Here is a 15449-nt window from a genome sequence, read left to right as displayed (position 1 = left end):
AAGAAAATGGCTAATAGGAAACCCTATTAGCCTACTCTATATCCAAATGATAATTTGAACGAGATTTTTTCGGTCCGCGTATTTCTAATACCCCGCTATTATATTTTGCTTTAGCTGTCCGTTTTTCGATTGCATAAGGCATTTGGATTGTTCTTTCTGCGCGACGATAGCGTCTTTCCCTTCGAATATATTCGCTTTTATCATCTGTTTTTTTCATGTCGTTTTCATCAGAAACTGTAATGTTAATACGATCTCCTACAATATCGACATCAATACTTTCCTTATCAACTCCTGGTAAGTCAACTTTAACTACCCATTCACTACCCTGCTCATACATATCTACTGGTATTCTGGCAAGTGGCGTATTCTGCTGGAAAAAGGAATCAATGGAATCCATAATATTTCTGGATGGTTTACTGTAGAAAATCTCATCCATTTTCTTCATTAAGTCATTGCCTACTTCACCAAAGTCCGGCTTCTTGTGATTGTTAGAATCTTCTTTCATAGCTGGATGTCGCCTCCCTTTAACTACTTTCTCCCTAATACGATATGACTCTGACTTGATTTTTGTATAGGCGTTCACTTAACTTTTATATATCATTCACTTTAAATGTTAGAATATTTCGAATTATAGGTTGACGTATGTTTCTCCGTACTCTATAATCCAAACTAAGCATAAACAATGAATCGTATATCTCTTATCAAGAGTGGCAGAGGGAATAGGCCCTATGAAGCCCGGCAACCATCAAGTTAGCTTGAAAAGGTGCCAAGTCCTACAGGTCCGTGGATCTGATCGATAAGAGGAGGAACCTGACTATTTAAGTCCTCTTCTTCTGAAGGGGGCGTTTTTATTTAGACCACCCTCGTACTCTCCACAGCATCAAGCTAAATTGTCACCTGTAGCTCCAATAAGAGAATTATCACGTTCATCCAGAAAAAACTACTAACTATTTTAGGAGGAATGTATTATGACTAACTCTTTTGATTTTCAAGGTACAGAAACACAATTACTTCACGGGGGGCAATCACCTGACCCCGCCACCGGCTCTCGCGCAGTACCAATTTACCAAACTACTTCGTATGTATTTCGTGACACTGAACATGCTCAAAACTTATTTGCTTTAGCTGAACCAGGTAACATTTACTCCAGGATTATGAATCCAACTGTTGACGCTTTTGAACAGCGAATCGCTTTACTTGAGGACGGGGTGGCAGCTGTTGCAACATCGTCTGGGGCAGCCGCTATCACTTTATCGATTTTAAACCTAGCTGGTACTGGCGATGAAATCATTACCGATAGCAACCTGTACGGGGGTACATATAACCTGTTCTCTTCTACACTGCCGAAGTATGGTATTGATGTAAAATTTGTCGATGGAACAGATCCTGAAAATTTCCGAAAAGCAATTACCCCTAATACAAAGGCTATTTTCGGAGAAATCATTACTAATCCTAGTCTAAATATATTTGATGTGGAAGCCGTTGCTGACATTGCACATGACAATGGGATTCCACTAATCATTGATAACACATTTGCAAGCCCTTATGGTGCAAAACCAATTAGCTTTGGTGCAGACATCGTTATTCACTCTGCAACAAAGTGGATTGGCGGACACGGCACTTCAATCGGCGGGGTAGTAGTCGATGGTGGTCGTTTCAATTGGGACAATGAAAGATTCCCAGGATTCACTGAACCCGACAAAAGTTATAACGGGATAAGATATGGACCTGATTTAGGACCTGTTGCATTTGCAATTAAGTTAAGGGTTCAAATATTACGTGATATTGGGGCATGCTTAAGTCCACAAAACGCATTTAATTTTTTACAAGGATTAGAAACATTGAATTTAAGAATCGAGAAACACAGTGAGAATACCGAGAAAGTTGCTAGCTATTTAACTAGCCATCCTGAGGTAGAATGGGTAACATACCCAGGCCTTGAAGGTCACCCATCTCACGAGTTAGCTAAAAAATATTTAAATGGAACGTTTGGCTCCATTATTACTTTTGGTATCAAAGGCGGGCGTGATGCCGGCAGGAAATTAATTGATAACATCCGTTTATGGTCTCATGTTGCTAATGTGGGCGATGCAAAATCTTTAATTATTCATCCGGCGTCAACGACACATCAGCAGTTAAGTGGTGAAGATTTGAAAAAGAGCGGAGTAACAGAAGAATTGGTTCGTCTGTCTGTTGGACTAGAAACGACTGCAGACATTGTTAAAGACTTAGACCAAGCAATTGCGAAGGCAACAGGAACAGAACCGACCATTGTTCCAACTACAGAAACTGCGATTGAATGGGCATTATCCTCTCCTTTTTCCCGCGAGGAAGGACTCAGACAGAAGACTATTGCAGTAGTTGGTCTGCCAAATGATCCTAGTAATTCAACTTATCATGCGTTGTTAAAACTACAGCGCCTTGGATATAAAATTGTACCAATTGATAGTTCAGAACAAGAAGTTATTGGTGAAAAGACATATCCAACAGTTGCTTCAGTACCTGATGAAATCGACATATTATACGTGCTAGATCCTGATGATTCAGCTCTTCAGGCGGAAACGAACGCGAAAATAATTTGGTTCAATACGAAAAAGAATTATGCCGTATTAAAACAAAGGGCAACTGCAAATAATAGTTCAGTAGTTGAAAACCGCTGCCCATATAAAGAAGCAAATAGATTAAGAAGCAACAATATAGAAAAACCTGTAACTGTGTAGAGAATATGCCCCTTAAAAAGGGGTATATTTTTTTGTAAGAAAAACGTAATAAACACGTTTACCACTATGTTTGCCATATTTTTAAAATAATCCAAAAAATTCTGTTGCTATTGTACCTCTTAATCACATAAAATAAAGTATTACCGGTAATCACAAAATATCCAATATTTGATGTTAGAATCAGATTCTTACACTGTAAAGATTCTAGTTTAGTCTGCCTTGCAAAAGGGAAATATATATATTGTGTTTGTCGAATTACTATTGTAGGTGTGATGAGATGCGAAAGAAAACGAAAATACTATTAATTACTGCTATGATCATCGCAATCAGTTTATTAACTAGTCAACTTCTTCAAGCTCCGAGTACTAGCCAACCCAATGATAGTCAACTACAATCTGCGCTAGACGATGAACCAAGTAAAGAAGATTTAGAAGAAGTGATAGAAGAAGCCCAAGCTGAAAACGAAGAACCAGAAAATCAAATTACAGAAGAAATAAGAAAAACAGTCAAGCAAGTAGTTGAGAGTGCTTTAGGTATCTTTTTGAAAAATGACCTTCGCATTGTAGCAATCGGTGATTCATTAACACAAGGAGTCGGTGATACAACGGACAATGGCGGATACGTGGGTATATTAAAGAACACGTTTAAAGATAACGACCAAAGTATTCATATCGACAACTACGGAAAACGCGGAAATAGGTCGGACCAACTACTTAAACGCCTTGAGAATCCAGAGATCATTTCTTCAATAGAAAAATCCGATATCGTTCTTGTTACGATAGGTGCCAATGATATCATGAAGGTAGTAAAGGATAACTTCACCGATATTAAGTATGATCAATTTGTAGAAGAACAGTCCAATTATTCAGACCGCTTAACCAAAATATTTGACACTATTATAGATATCAACCCTGACGCTTCTATTTTTTTAATTGGATTTTATAATCCCTTTGAAAAATATTTTGGTGATATCGAACAGCTAGGTCTAATCTTAGATAATTGGAATACAGCTGGAAATACGATATCCTCGGAGTATGATCAAATACAATTCATTCCAATTATAGATTTATTCCGAGACACAGAAGAAAACCTCTTTTCAGATGACAATTTTCATCCAAATATAAAAGGTTATCAATTAATAGCCGAACGAGTCTTTAAACATATTAGACCTTCTATTGAAAGAATAGAAGAAGATAATACTTCGAATGAACAAGTCGAAGAATAAGTAATGCTAGAAAAGGTGAATAACATGGGAAATCAGCACCAGAGAAAAAAGCATAATTGGAAAATATTTTTCTTAAGTTTACTTGGGATTAACGTTACTATTTTTATTGTTTTACTACTTTTAATTTTTCTGCCAACTTCTAAAACGGAAGAATTACCTGAAAAGGAATACATTGAAGAAGATGCTGGTGCTGAATTTACCGTTCATTCAAGTAAACAAAATCTTAGTGAACTCGTTAATGGATACGTAGATAAACTACTGAAAGATAAAAGTGATATGTATTCTGTACAGCTTGAGGATGATGTACAGCTGATTGGATCTATTGAGGTATTCGAAACAGATATCCCAGTCTCAATCCGCCTAGAACCAATCGTCCAAGAAAATGGCGATTTGATTTTGAAGCAGAAAGAAATTTCGCTCGGATTACTTCATTTACCAAACAAAAAAATTCTTGAATACTTAAAAAGTAATATCCCGACACCCGAGTGGGTAGTTATTAATCCAAAGGAAGAAAATATTTATGTGGCAATTACTCAAATGGAAATCAAGAGTAATTTTAAGGTTCGGGTTCAGCAGTTTGATTTAGAAAATGATCGTATTTCGTTCCGAATTAAGGTTCCTAATAAAACACTCGGACTATAAGTGTTTGTTTTTAAATCACCGCAGTTGATAGAAAATGTGACGTAACTGCTATGTAGTTTTCCTTTTATATTCTTTATAAGATGAGTGCTATGTCAGCGCTGCGGAAATACTCTTCGCTTTCCGCGGGTGGCTGCTGAGCCTCCTCGTGCTGCGCACTGCGGGGTCTCATCTATGCCTTTCCTCCCGCAGGAGTCTTCGAGTATTTCCTCCGCTTAGAATAGCTTTCTGTTCAAGTGAGAAGAATCCCGAGAAACGTTGATTTCATGGCATATAAGTATTCATTAATCAGAACACCCATGTCCAGCGTAAGCAGAATACGAAAACTCCTCGAAAATTAAGATCGATTTTCTTCCTGAGAAGCAAATGCTTTCGAAGTATCTCTGGTCCTATGGGAACAGCGAAAGGTTTTCGATGAGACGAGTAATCGCAGTCCCACGAGCTGAAGACCCCGGAAGAATCGTACTTTGATTCTGAGGCTTTAGGCCGTGCCCATGGAAAGCGAAGTATTCTGCTGAAGCGATTGACTCGATTCAATTAGACTTGAAGAATTAAACCCCCAAGTTACGTCGTATTATATAGATTTTGTGTAACTTTTAACGCTGATGCTCAACCAGTATTTTCCCTACATCGGTTGACGCGGTGATTACTGGCCCTTTTGTTCCTGTTTCCGCTGACAGCTGTTTGCCCGAATAATTACTGAAACCATTAACGTTTTTAAGCACCACTTCTCCGATATCACTTTCTAGATCCAACACTAGATTTTCGGGTTGTTGTTTAACCGTTATATTTACTTGACCTACATTTGAACTGGCATATATATTTTCGGTAACTTCTAACATGTTTAATTGGATTCTCCCTGTATCTGTTTCAACATCAAACGCTCCTACTCCATCTTGCACAATAATTTCACCAACATCGCTTGTTAAAGACGCTTGTTCGCTCGTTAATTCGTCTACGACTATCTTCCCAACATCCGAAACAGCCATAAACTTTTGTGCATGGATTTTTTCAACAACAATCATCCCTACATTTGTTGAAACATTAACAGACTGATACTCTTTATTTGGCACTGAAACAACAAGTACGACGCTACCTTTATCTCCAAAATCAAATAAGTTCTGAATAGAGAAACCAAACTTTTCTCTGTTTTTCAATGATGCAACTACAGTTCCATCTTCTTCGCTCACGTCTAGTTCAATGCTTTCAGCCCTTTTTTTAGACACATCTCCATTAAGACTAATCATTACTTTATCGTTGTCACTTTCTCTTAGAACAACCTTTCCAACATCCATTTCGATTTCCACGTCGGTTATATTGTTTCCATCTAGCTGTTCTTCTGTGTCGATGGTTTCTTTTGGCCCAATAGAAAATACATCTCTAGCAAATGTTAATGTTCCAATTACACCAATGATTAGAAAAATAAATGCGAAAAGCGCGATCTTTTTCATGGTATCTCATCACCCCTTTATTATTCGTATATTTAGTTTAATGTAGCTTACAATCAATTGATAAAGTATCTTACCTACATAAATCATTCCGATACTTAACAATACTCCTAGACTACAAACGGTAAGTACGATAAAAAAAACACTAAGTAAATCAGATGTCTGACCTATAATAATGGAACCAATCCAGGCAAATGGTGCTAGCGAAAATGCTATACCCACTGCTAAAAATGAAAAATAAACACCAATGATTGCTACAATAGGTCCGAATATAAAGATTAGGTTAACTAAAGTTAACACTATTGTTAAAAGGATGGCTCGAAATATATTAGTGTCTGGCTGAATTATATCTGGATCATCTACTTGGTAATCCACTAGTAGGTTGTCGGCAATTACTTTCGGGTCACCTAACTCTGCAGCAACCTCTTTTTCTTTTTTATTTTCAAGCAACCCATCTTGAAACTGACCCTCAAAGTCTTGAATAATTTCCTTGCGGTCAGAGTAGGGTATTTTTCTGAGATAATAGTCCAAGGCATCTAAAAAGTATTTTTTATCCATTTGGCTTTACCTCCTAGAAATTTTTTCAGTTATTCACTCCATTTATACTAGCTGATGTTTGTAAGCGTAGATTGCCGCTTGGGTACGATCTTGAATCTCAAGCTTGCTTAGGATATTACTCACGTGCACCTTTGTTGTCTTAAGTGCAATAAATAATTGATCAGCTATCTCCTGGTTTGTTTTCCCCTCAGCAATTAACAACAAAATTTCCATTTCTCGTGCCGTCAGCGATTCGTGAGCAAGCGTTTCATTGTTCTTTCTCATCTTTGTTAATACTTTATTCGTAACTTCTTGCTCAAATACTGATTCACCATTATATGTATCGCGAATCGCTTTGGCAATTACACTTGCTTTAGAGGTTTTTAACAAGTAACTTGTCGCGCCCGCTTCTAGCGCAGGATAAACTTTATCATCATCAATAAAGCTTGTAACAATTAAGATTTTAGCTTCGGGCCAAGCATTTATTATTTGTCTAGTCGCTTCAATTCCATCCATTTCATCCATAACTAAGTCCATTAAAATAATATCAGGACGTAAATCTAGTGCCAGTTCAACCGCTTTAATACCGTTACTCGCTTCAGCAATTACGTCAATATCAGGCTGTGTTGATAGAAAAGAACTGACTCCAATCCGCACCATCTCATGATCATCTACAAACAGTACTCTAATCATGTTTCATCACCTTCTGCATTAATAATTGGAACACGAATCTCAAGACGTGTACCTTCAGTCGGTACACTTATTAATCTGAAATTCGCTCCAATTTCAGCAGCCCTTTCCTTCATGTTTGATAATCCATACGAACTAGATGAACTCTCTTCAAAATGGAAACCAACTCCATCATCGACGACACGTAGGATTACATTGTTGTCTCGTTCTATTAATAAAACATTTAGTGCCTGTGCTTTGGCATGTCGCAACGTATTCGAAACCGACTCTTGTAAAATCCGGAATAGATGATCCTCTACACCTCTACTTAATGCTACTTGCTCAATATTCCAAGTGATTTCCATTGGTACTTTTTGTTTTAATTCATCGAGTAGCTGCTTAATCCCTTCTTTTAATGATTTATCCTTTAATGCGATTGGTCGCAGGTGAAGTAATAAGGCTCTCATTTCTAATTGCGCTTGTTGAATCATTGTTTCCACTTGTTTCAATTGTTTTGTCATCATGTGGTTATTACTTGAGTTAGTTTCGTTTATAGCAGACACCATCATCGAGGCGGCAAACAACTCTTGACTGACTGAATCATGGAGCTCTCTAGCAAGTCGATTACGCTCCTTTGAAATTACTTTCTCCATTTGCTCCTCTTGGTCCACTACCCGTTGACTGATTAGCTTTTGGTTTTGCTTTGTTTGCTGTTGGATATAGTTCTCAACTTCTTTTACTTTTTGGTAAATAGCGATAACTTCAGTTACAGGTGATTCTTTCTCATCAAACTGATAACTACCTGTTTGAATTAATCCCTCAACAGATTCTTCTATTTCAATTAATTGCTTTCTCAGGTAGATACCAATAATAAGTCCCGACGTAGCACCGAACAAGAGGGTTATGACTGGAGTGAATAAGGCAAACGGAAGTTCAAAAACCTTTTTTTCCCAAATATCTAACCAACTATCCACAGGAAAAGCGATAAAAAAAACACTCATTATTACAAGCAATAGCAAAAAGGCTAGCGTTAAACCAGAGATGATTGAACGATATATAACTGTTTTCATCCTCTTTTCACCTCAATTTTACCGACAACTATTGAAGTGAATATCTTTACCGTTTGTTTAGATGTTTGATAATTAGAAGTTTGTAAATGAAGTGTTTTATTCCAGACATTTGATTCTTGATAATCAATGACTTCGATTGAGCCGAACATAACAGAATGATTAATACTAATTTCCACATCATATGGAACGATTATTTGGATGTTGCCAACAAAATTTCTAATAACCATAATCGGTTCCTTTTTGGGTATAACCGTATAATTAAGATCAATGATTGTGTCGCCAATCCCTGTTTGAACATTAATGTCTTGCCATTCATATCCACTTTTATTTGTACGTTGCCGACCAAACCATTTGTTGTGAAACATGAGCGGTTGTTGCTGTGTTTCTTCTACAGGTTGGTCATCAGCAAAATCCGGTTCGAAATAAGTGGGTTGTTGCTTCGATTTATACCATTTAAAAATAAAATAAATAATAACAGTTAAAAGAAGAAACCTAAACGCCATCGTATTTGTAACAGTTACAAATAATAAAACAGCGCCTACCCAAAACATAAACTTCCCACGCGGTCTATAATAGGAGCGTCTGCCAAAATAGATTAATCCGCTAAAAATTGCGATGAAAATGAGGAGTCCGGTATCGATAAGGATTAACTCGACTAAGAATAGAAGAATTATTGCCAGTAGCAGGATATCCACGATGTCTATTTTCGTTCTATTAATCATAACCTCACCTCTTTATCTCATAGTTGAAAAACAGAGGCGCAAGTAAACTATCATAAGCTTGCGCACTCCTTTTAGATTACCATGATTCTAGTGAGAAGTAGAAACATTTTTATCAAGTTCAGCTAGCCTAGCATCTAGTGTGTGTAAGCGGTAATCTGATTTAACTTGGTTTTCTAATCGCTCGATATAGCTTTCCATTTCGGAGAATTTGGATGCACTCTTTGCAGCTAAATCGGAATGAAGCACTTTGTTCATGCCTTTATTGGCTCTAGCAATATTCTCCCTACCTGTTAACTCCATTCTTTTAACGTATAAATCCTTCAATTTTTGCTTCATTTGTACATATTTCATTTCCAATTGTTCTAGTTCCTTAACATTTTCTGCAAGGATATCTTTCAACTTGGTTAACCTATTTTCATATTGAGCTTGCTCCTCTAGTGCATGTTGGTGTAGCTCTTGTTCGTCAGCTTCTAGCGCAAGCTCAGCTTGACGCTTCCGTTTAGTAGCCATTGATTCCGCCTTATTTAGTTCCGTAGTAAATTCTTGCTTGATTACATATTGTTTTTCTACCAATTGCTTCATTCTACGTACTTCCTGCTCACACTCTCGGACATATTGATTTAAATGTGAAATCGGATTTTTTTGTTCTTTTTGATCTAACATTTCGTTAAAATCTGCAGTAATTGTATCTTTGATTCTATTAAATAAATTAGCCATCAATAAAACTCCTTTTTATATTTAGTTTGTCCAAGGTTCCTGTTCTAGGTATCTATCTTGTTTATCTTTTTTCCACTTTTTATACGTATAGTAAAGTACCACAAAGGAAGCGACTCCAATTAAAGCAGGTATGTTTGAGATCGAAATTGATAATCCAATAAGGATGACAAATCCCCATAATACTTTTTCTACAAAAGAGTCTGTTAAGATAAATTTCTTTATCGCATAATAGGATATGATTAAACTTATTAAAAGAAGAATCATCGGTCCTAGGTTCGCTAACATAATGATGACTGCCACAAGTGCCAGCAAAAATAATAGGAATGTTTTCATGTATTACTCCCTCCTTTCATATACCAATCTTAGCGCTAATGCTTGTCCGTTTTAATGGGCTAGAGCTATATTTCTAACTAAGACTTTAGGCGTATATTTTGTGAATCTTACCTAAAACGAACAAAAGCGAAGGCGCCTTCGAAATAAGAAAGACACTTATTTCTGCGAAGGTAATTCTAAGTGGCTTTCCTTAATATTCACCCTAGGACAATAAGACAAGCCTCGGCGCTAGAGTTCTTTGCCCGTGATGAGGATTGACTCAGGGACCTCAGGCGGGGTCGATTCGAAATAAGAAAACCGCTTATTTCCGGGTAGGCGCCGGAGCTGGACGCGACTCTTAGTGATTAATTACCCGCAGCAGTCCTTTTTATAATTTCCTAGACCAAGAAAAAAACTTGATCTATAACAGACCAAGTTGATTCTCTAAACAATATTTAATTTATTTATAATGGCGGTTTGACTAATCTCTCTTTGATAATAGGGATAGGCTTGTAAATTACCTTGGAATACTAATTGTAATTGGTGCCATCTCATTAAGTCTTGTGGCCTCACTAGACAAGCTGGTTTCTCGTTATGATAGATTCCACATTCATTTAAGATTGTGGCGACAAATTGGGAGCAAAAGAATGCATTTTTCCTTTGTAATTCTTTATTGATAGCTACTCCAAAAAGTCCGATCATATTGTATTTGTATAGATCCTTTTGTTCTTCCATTTGCTGTATTCTTTGCCTGATCCATTCATACTCCATTTCTGTAACAGTAAAACTATAGACAGCACACTTCGCTTTTTCAAAAAAGGCTGTACGTGTGTCTTCTTTTACAAAACCACCGCTGAATGGATTGCGATGATTCTTACGCCCAAAGCTATATACCTCATCCAAACTGATATCAAATGCGATTGATGCATGATTTAGTGGTGTTCTCGTATAAACATTTATTGCTTTAGCAAGCAAGGTCCCTGTATCCGAAAAAAGAAGATAAACTTTTTTTGTTCTCACTATAGTCCCTCCTATGTGACAAAACAAAACCATAATTCTTTGCTGATTTATCTACTTTGATTTGCATCTAAGAATAAAAGTTGAAGTTTTATTTTCACTATAATATATTATGATTATAGCAAGGTAATATTGTATTAGTACAGTTAAGTTTTTAAAAACCCTCATTTCAGCTTGAAAATAAGGGTTTTTAAAGCTATTTTTTCTTCAGTTTAGCTAATGCTTCCGCAAGTGCTGGGTTAGTAAATTCCTCTTGTTTTTGATTTTTCATGTATTTATTGACATCATTTTTAGATACTTTAGTTCGCTTTTCTTTTTTCTTACGGTTATTAAATGTAGATAATTTCTCCCGGTGGCCACAGCTACAAGTGAACATTTGCCCTTCACCTTCGCCTCGTAAATCTAAACGTTTATGGCAATTCGGACATCTAGCATTTGTCTTTTTGGCAATATTTTTCTTCTCTCCACATGACCTATCCTGGCAAACAAGCATTTTGCCCATTTTCCCGTTTATTTCAAGCATTAATTTTCCACACTCAGGACATTTTGTTCCAGTGATATTGTCATGTTTGAACTTTGCATCACTTGATTTAATTTCGTGTACAACTGTTTTCGCATAGCCTTTCATTTCTTTAATAAATACGTCCTTTTTTAATGAACCTTTAGCAATCGCTTCTAATTTTTGTTCCCATTCACCAGTTAGTGTAGGAGATTTTAAATCTTGTGGAACGAGATCAAGCAATTGCTTTCCTTTTGACGTCATGAAGATGTGTTTGCCTTTTTTCTCCATATAAAAGTTATTGAATAATTTTTCAATAATATCCGCCCTGGTTGCGACTGTTCCAAGTCCACCTGTTTTACTGATTGCTTTAACTAAGTCTTTATCTTGCTTGTTCATATATTTGACAGGATTCTCCATTGCTTGCAGGAGACTTCCCTCAGTAAACCGTTCTGGGGGTTTAGTTTGCCCTTTAGTCATTGAGACGTTTATCCCTGTGAAGACTTCTCCTTTTTGAATATGCGGCAAAGTTTGATCCTTATCATCTGTTGGCTCATCATCGTACTGATTGTTGTAAATTTCTTTCCAACCCTGTTTTTTTATATTCTTTCCTTTTGCCGTAAATCGTTCATTCCCTATTTTCACAGTGAGTGTTGTTTGTTCATATTCAAACGCTGGCGAAAGAACTGCTAAAAATCGTTTAACAACTAAATCATAAATTTTACGTTCCTTATCGTTTAGTTCAGAAAGATAAACGGATTGCTCTGTAGGAATGATTGCATGGTGGTCTGATACTTTACTATTGTCTACAAAAGATTTGTTTGCTTTTATTTCACTTCTTGCCAAATTCGAAGCAACTTTAGCATATTGGTCTACCCCGCATGCTTTTAACCGGTCCTTCAGGGTTGGAACAATATCCGTTGATATATATCTAGAATCTGTTCGTGGGTATGTCAATACTTTATGCTGCTCATATAGCTTTTGCATAAGTGATAATGTTTGCTTACCTGAGTAACCAAATATTCTATTGGCATCTCTTTGTAATTCCGTTAAGTCATACAACTGTGGAGCAAAACTCCTCTTATCTTTTTTATCCATATCGGTAACTTCGCCTTGTAAACTTGTTAAATCGTTGACTAGCTTTTCTGCTTTTTCTTTAGAAAAGGTTCTAGTATCATTGGTATTTTGGTCATGCCAAGTTAAGTTGAATCCTTTGTTCGTTTTTGCCTGAATTCGGTAGTAATCCTTCGGTTTAAAACTTCTTATTTCATCTTCTCTTAATGCAATCATTTCCAAGGTAGGTGTTTGTACACGTCCACTTGAAAGCTGCGCATTAAATTTTGTTGTTAAAGCACGAGTCGCGTTAAGTCCTACATACCAATCAGCTTCTGAGCGCGCAACTGCTGACTGGTAAAGGTTTTCGAACTGCTTTCCAGGCTTTAAATTTTTGAAACCATCATTGATTGCTTTGTCTGTCACAGAAGAAATCCATAACCGCTTAACAGGCTTATTCACGCGCGATTTTTCTATAATCCAACGAGCAACTAGCTCACCTTCACGACCAGCATCTGTTGCAATCACAATTTCACTTACATCTTTCCTAGTTAATTGTGACTTTACCGCACTAAATTGTTTTCCAGTCTTCTTAATAACAACAAGCTTTAACTCGTTGGGAAGCATTGGTAAATCTTCTAGCTTCCATGTCTTTAGTTTATCGTCATATACTTCTGGATCCGCCAGCGTAACTAAGTGTCCTAGTGCCCATGTAACAATATATTTTGATCCTTCGAAGTACCCATTGCCTTTTTTATTACAGTTTAATACTCGAGCAATGTCACGTCCGACCGAAGGCTTTTCTGCTAATACTACTATTTTACTCATCTGTTCAATTCCTTTCTAAATCCACTATGCTTTTACTTTATCATGAATAATGTTCTAAACAAACGCCTATAGAGAAACAACTATTTCGAGCACCAAGCTATTCGTTTATAAATGCGAAGGAATACATATCGCAAAGCACCATGGCTTCAATCCACCTAACTATGAAGCGCATGGTTTATTGTTTGATTTAAAATATCCATCACGTGTTTATCATCATGAGAATAATATAAAGTTGTTCCTTCTCTTCGAAACTTCACTAAACGTAAATTTTTCAAGAAACGTAACTGGTGGGAAACTGTTGACTGTTTTAAATGTAATACCTCTGCAATTTCATTGACAGAGTATTCCTTGAAGAAGAGTAAATGTAAAATTCTAATCCTTGTTGGATCACTTAATGCCTTAAATGACTGAGTGACAACAAAAAGCGTTTCCTCGTCTAGCTCTTCGTACTTTTTCTCACCTGGACTGTTATCATCATTTAATTTTTCATCATCCATTTTAAACCGCGCTCCCTTTAAATAACCACTTATTCATCTAGTATAAACTTAAATATCACCGGAACAATTGTCAAAATAACATGTGAATTTCACTCGTATTTAATAAGGTGCATTAAACATGAAAATACTAAGATAAGTTATTTAGTTGTTAACACATAATAACATATATGATAATATATTCATATAGTACTATATATGAACGTTGAAGTTGAAGGAGGAATTACTACTATGGGGCATGATCATGATCATAGTCATGGAGCTAATAAAAAGGCACTAATGATTAGTTTTATTATTACTACCGCCTATATGATTGTCGAAGCGATTGGTGGTTTCTTAACCAATAGTCTTGCTTTATTATCCGATGCCGGACATATGTTGAGTGATTCTGTTTCATTAGGTGTTGGTCTAGCAGCTTTTATTTTAGGTGAAAAAGTGGCTAACTACAGTAAGACATATGGCTATAAACGTTTTGAAATTTTGGCAGCTTTATTTAACGGGATTACTCTTGTTCTAATCGCTCTTTATATTTTTTATGAGGCATATCACCGTTTTATTGATCCACCAGAAGTCGCTTCAACTGGAATGCTGATGATAGCAATTGTCGGCTTAGTTGTTAATATTTTTGTTGCTTGGATCTTGTTACGTGGTGATACGAAAGAAAACTTGAATTTACGAGCTGCATTCCTTCATGTATTAGGTGACATGCTTGGTTCTGTTGGAGCAATAATTGCAAGCATACTAATTATGCTGTTTGATTTTGGATGGGCAGACCCACTTGCCAGTGTGTTTGTGGCTATTCTTGTTCTGATTAGCGGTTGGCGTGTTGCAAAGGATGCTATCCATATATTAATGGAAGGAACACCAAAAAACGTTGATTTCAATAACATTGTCAAAACGTTTGAGAATATACCAGGTATTATCAGTATTCATGATTTACACGTTTGGAGTATAACTAGTGGTCAAAACGCACTTTCTTGCCATGCGGTAGTAGGTGAAAATCTGTCGATAGTCGATAGTCAACAATTACTAAGGAAGATTGAACATGAGCTAGAACATAAAGGGATTGGTCATGTCACAATACAAATTGAAAATAGTGACCATCCACATGAGGATGAATTAATGTGTCAGCATGACCAGGAGTTGCATCAACATGAACATTAATCAAAACTCACTCATGGTACTATTTTTTGAAAAATCTGGTAATAATAACATTATATATCATTTATCACTAGTGTTGCATTAAAAATATTTATTAAAGTCAAGAGTTTATTATATTCAATTTAAATATTATTTTAATATTCAGTTTTTATCTTTTGAGAGAAAAATAGAAAAAAGAACAATGGGGTCTAAGAAGGTAGTCCATTATCCATTTTTTTACATTTATACCGAGTCGTTTGTTAGGTCATTTAAATGTTGTGTTTCACCTTCTTCATATTGCCTTAATGTTTCTAAGAAAACCTGTTCGTTTTTCTGTTTTTTTCTACCTGGTGACGAAC

At 36.3% G+C, this 15449-nt stretch carries 15 protein-coding genes and 1 riboswitch; of the genes, 4 read left to right on the top strand and 11 right to left on the bottom strand.

All coding sequences use genetic code 11. The features are described from left to right. Positions 1-31: 31 nt before the first annotated feature. Complete coding sequence (locus tag LD272_RS08695) at positions 32-505, bottom strand: Hsp20/alpha crystallin family protein (RefSeq protein WP_226036219.1); 474 nt, start codon at positions 503-505, stop codon at positions 32-34. A 190-nt stretch (positions 506-695) separates the two neighbouring features. Next, a riboswitch (SAM riboswitch) is annotated at positions 696-803 on the top strand. A 165-nt stretch (positions 804-968) separates the two neighbouring features. On the opposite strand from LD272_RS08695, the gene LD272_RS08690 reads away from it, so the two are divergent. From LD272_RS08690 to LD272_RS08680, 3 genes are all read left to right on the top strand, one after another. After that, a complete protein-coding gene (locus LD272_RS08690; protein ID WP_226036218.1) occupies positions 969-2720 on the top strand; it encodes a PLP-dependent aspartate aminotransferase family protein in 1752 nt (583 codons plus the stop codon). Between the two features lie 277 nt (positions 2721-2997). Next, the gene (locus tag LD272_RS08685; protein ID WP_226036217.1) at positions 2998-3945 is read left to right on the top strand and encodes an SGNH/GDSL hydrolase family protein; all 948 of its coding nucleotides are present in this window, start codon (positions 2998-3000) and stop codon (positions 3943-3945) included. Between the two features lie 24 nt (positions 3946-3969). Beyond that, positions 3970-4587, top strand: a complete 618-nt coding sequence (locus LD272_RS08680) for a YpmS family protein (protein WP_226036216.1) — start codon at positions 3970-3972, stop codon at positions 4585-4587. A 593-nt stretch (positions 4588-5180) separates the two neighbouring features. Here the strand turns inward: LD272_RS08680 and LD272_RS08675 are convergent. The 10 genes from LD272_RS08675 to LD272_RS08630 all read right to left on the bottom strand — a co-directional run bounded on the left by LD272_RS08675 (position 5181) and on the right by LD272_RS08630 (position 13953). Beyond that, the gene (locus LD272_RS08675; RefSeq protein WP_226036215.1) at positions 5181-6035 is read right to left on the bottom strand and encodes a DUF4097 family beta strand repeat-containing protein; all 855 of its coding nucleotides are present in this window, start codon (positions 6033-6035) and stop codon (positions 5181-5183) included. Between the two features lie 9 nt (positions 6036-6044). Further along, the gene (locus LD272_RS08670; RefSeq protein ID WP_226036214.1) at positions 6045-6590 is read right to left on the bottom strand and encodes an HAAS signaling domain-containing protein; all 546 of its coding nucleotides are present in this window, start codon (positions 6588-6590) and stop codon (positions 6045-6047) included. 42 nt (positions 6591-6632) lie between these two features. After that, a complete protein-coding gene (locus LD272_RS08665; protein ID WP_226036213.1) occupies positions 6633-7262 on the bottom strand; it encodes a response regulator in 630 nt (209 codons plus the stop codon). After that, positions 7259-8308, bottom strand: coding sequence for a sensor histidine kinase (locus LD272_RS08660; protein ID WP_226036212.1), 1050 nt, complete (start codon positions 8306-8308; stop codon positions 7259-7261). The genes LD272_RS08665 and LD272_RS08660 overlap by 4 nt, the downstream gene beginning before the upstream one ends. Then, the gene (gene liaF, locus LD272_RS08655; protein ID WP_226036211.1) at positions 8305-9030 is read right to left on the bottom strand and encodes a cell wall-active antibiotics response protein LiaF; all 726 of its coding nucleotides are present in this window, start codon (positions 9028-9030) and stop codon (positions 8305-8307) included. The genes LD272_RS08660 and liaF overlap by 4 nt, the downstream gene beginning before the upstream one ends. 87 nt (positions 9031-9117) lie before the next feature. Then, a complete protein-coding gene (locus LD272_RS08650) occupies positions 9118-9747 on the bottom strand; it encodes a PspA/IM30 family protein (RefSeq protein ID WP_226036210.1) in 630 nt (209 codons plus the stop codon). Positions 9748-9768: 21 nt separating this feature from the next. After that, positions 9769-10080 carry a lmo0954 family membrane protein gene (locus LD272_RS08645; protein ID WP_226036209.1) on the bottom strand — a complete coding sequence of 104 codons (312 nt, stop codon included), beginning with the start codon at positions 10078-10080 and terminating at the stop codon, positions 9769-9771. A 423-nt stretch (positions 10081-10503) separates the two neighbouring features. Further along, the gene (locus LD272_RS08640; protein WP_226036208.1) at positions 10504-11079 is read right to left on the bottom strand and encodes a hypothetical protein; all 576 of its coding nucleotides are present in this window, start codon (positions 11077-11079) and stop codon (positions 10504-10506) included. A gap of 193 nt (positions 11080-11272) precedes the next feature. Beyond that, positions 11273-13456 carry a DNA topoisomerase III gene (locus LD272_RS08635; RefSeq protein ID WP_226036207.1) on the bottom strand — a complete coding sequence of 728 codons (2184 nt, stop codon included), beginning with the start codon at positions 13454-13456 and terminating at the stop codon, positions 11273-11275. A gap of 155 nt (positions 13457-13611) precedes the next feature. Then, on the bottom strand, positions 13612-13953 hold the full coding sequence (locus LD272_RS08630; RefSeq protein WP_226036206.1) for an ArsR/SmtB family transcription factor: 342 nt from the start codon (positions 13951-13953) through the stop codon (positions 13612-13614). A 228-nt stretch (positions 13954-14181) separates the two neighbouring features. Between LD272_RS08630 and LD272_RS08625 the strand changes: the two genes are divergently transcribed. Beyond that, the gene (locus tag LD272_RS08625) at positions 14182-15114 is read left to right on the top strand and encodes a cation diffusion facilitator family transporter (protein ID WP_226036205.1); all 933 of its coding nucleotides are present in this window, start codon (positions 14182-14184) and stop codon (positions 15112-15114) included. The last annotated feature ends 335 nt before the right edge of the window (positions 15115-15449 follow it).

Origin of the sequence: Aquibacillus saliphilus (assembly GCF_020404745.1) — a bacterium.
In the GTDB taxonomy this organism is placed as follows: Bacteria; Bacillota; Bacilli; order Bacillales; family Amphibacillaceae; genus Aquibacillus; species Aquibacillus saliphilus.
Note: the sequence above shows the minus strand (reverse complement) of the source record. Positions and strands in the feature narration are given on the sequence as shown.

Coding starts and splice junctions, on each gene's coding strand:
- LD272_RS08695 (WP_226036219.1), bottom strand. CDS start 505: ATGAAAGAAGATTCTAACAATCACAAGAAGCCGGACTTTGGTGAAGTA.
- LD272_RS08690 (WP_226036218.1), top strand. CDS start 969: ATGACTAACTCTTTTGATTTTCAAGGTACAGAAACACAATTACTTCAC.
- LD272_RS08685 (WP_226036217.1), top strand. CDS start 2,998: ATGCGAAAGAAAACGAAAATACTATTAATTACTGCTATGATCATCGCA.
- LD272_RS08680 (WP_226036216.1), top strand. CDS start 3,970: ATGGGAAATCAGCACCAGAGAAAAAAGCATAATTGGAAAATATTTTTC.
- LD272_RS08675 (WP_226036215.1), bottom strand. CDS start 6,035: ATGAAAAAGATCGCGCTTTTCGCATTTATTTTTCTAATCATTGGTGTA.
- LD272_RS08670 (WP_226036214.1), bottom strand. CDS start 6,590: ATGGATAAAAAATACTTTTTAGATGCCTTGGACTATTATCTCAGAAAA.
- LD272_RS08665 (WP_226036213.1), bottom strand. CDS start 7,262: ATGATTAGAGTACTGTTTGTAGATGATCATGAGATGGTGCGGATTGGA.
- LD272_RS08660 (WP_226036212.1), bottom strand. CDS start 8,308: ATGAAAACAGTTATATATCGTTCAATCATCTCTGGTTTAACGCTAGCC.
- liaF (WP_226036211.1), bottom strand. CDS start 9,030: ATGATTAATAGAACGAAAATAGACATCGTGGATATCCTGCTACTGGCA.
- LD272_RS08650 (WP_226036210.1), bottom strand. CDS start 9,747: ATGGCTAATTTATTTAATAGAATCAAAGATACAATTACTGCAGATTTT.
- LD272_RS08645 (WP_226036209.1), bottom strand. CDS start 10,080: ATGAAAACATTCCTATTATTTTTGCTGGCACTTGTGGCAGTCATCATT.
- LD272_RS08635 (WP_226036207.1), bottom strand. CDS start 13,456: ATGAGTAAAATAGTAGTATTAGCAGAAAAGCCTTCGGTCGGACGTGAC.
- LD272_RS08630 (WP_226036206.1), bottom strand. CDS start 13,953: ATGGATGATGAAAAATTAAATGATGATAACAGTCCAGGTGAGAAAAAG.
- LD272_RS08625 (WP_226036205.1), top strand. CDS start 14,182: ATGGGGCATGATCATGATCATAGTCATGGAGCTAATAAAAAGGCACTA.